Genomic DNA, 851 nt, shown 5'->3' with positions numbered 1-851 from the left:
ATCAAACCATGCAGCAATTTGCTGCGCTGGTTCGTACTTAAGCGCTCAATAATTAGAGCCTATGCAATAGAACTAACGACGAGAGTATTATGAGCAATTCCCCATTATTTGATCCGATTGAGTTAGGCCCCCTTTCACTAAAAAACCGCATTGTAATGGCGCCAATGACACGTACCTTTTCTCCGGGCAATGTACCGAATGATTTAAACGTAGCGTATTACGCTCGCCGTGCAGAAAACGAAGTGGGATTGATTATTACCGAAGGCACCACGGTTGGTCATAAGGCTGCTAATGGTTATGCGCGCGTACCTTTTATGCACGGTGAAGAATCCTTAGCGGGCTGGAAAAAAGTGGTTGATGCAGTACACGCAAAAGGCGGCAAAATTGCCCCGCAGCTATGGCATGTCGGCTCAGTTCGTAAAGAAGGCATAGAGCCAGATACTTCTGTTCCTGGCCACAGCCCTTCTGGCTTATTTAAGCCGGGCAGAGAAAACGGCGTAGCGATGAATCAGCAAGATATCGATGAAGTCGTTGAAGCATTTGCGCAGGCTGCAGCAGATGCCAAAGCCATCGGTTTTGATGCAGTGGAAGTGCATGGTGCTCACGGCTACCTGATTGATCAGTTCTTCTGGCAAGGTACCAATCAGCGTGACGATAGTTATGGCGGCGATCTCGTTTCCCGCACTAAATTCGCAGTAGAAATTGTGAAAGCGATTCGTGCGCGTGTGGGTGCAGACTTCCCGATTATCTTCCGCTTTTCTCAGTGGAAGCAGCAAGACTACGATGCGCGTTTAGCTAACTCACCAGAAGAATTGAAAACATTCCTAACTCCTTTGGTTGAAGCCGGCGTG

At 48.2% G+C, this 851-nt stretch carries 1 protein-coding gene; it reads left to right on the top strand.

The annotated features are described in order from the left end of the window. Nucleotides 1–89 precede the first annotated feature (89 nt). Nucleotides 90–851 (top strand): 12-oxophytodienoate reductase (locus tag A3738_RS23010; protein ID WP_068763885.1); only part of this gene is annotated, 762 nt, incomplete at its 3' end.

Source organism: Oleiphilus sp. HI0066, from assembly GCF_001635725.1.
The sequence above is the reverse complement of the archived record's forward strand: the minus strand, read 5'-3'. Positions and strand labels throughout refer to the sequence as shown.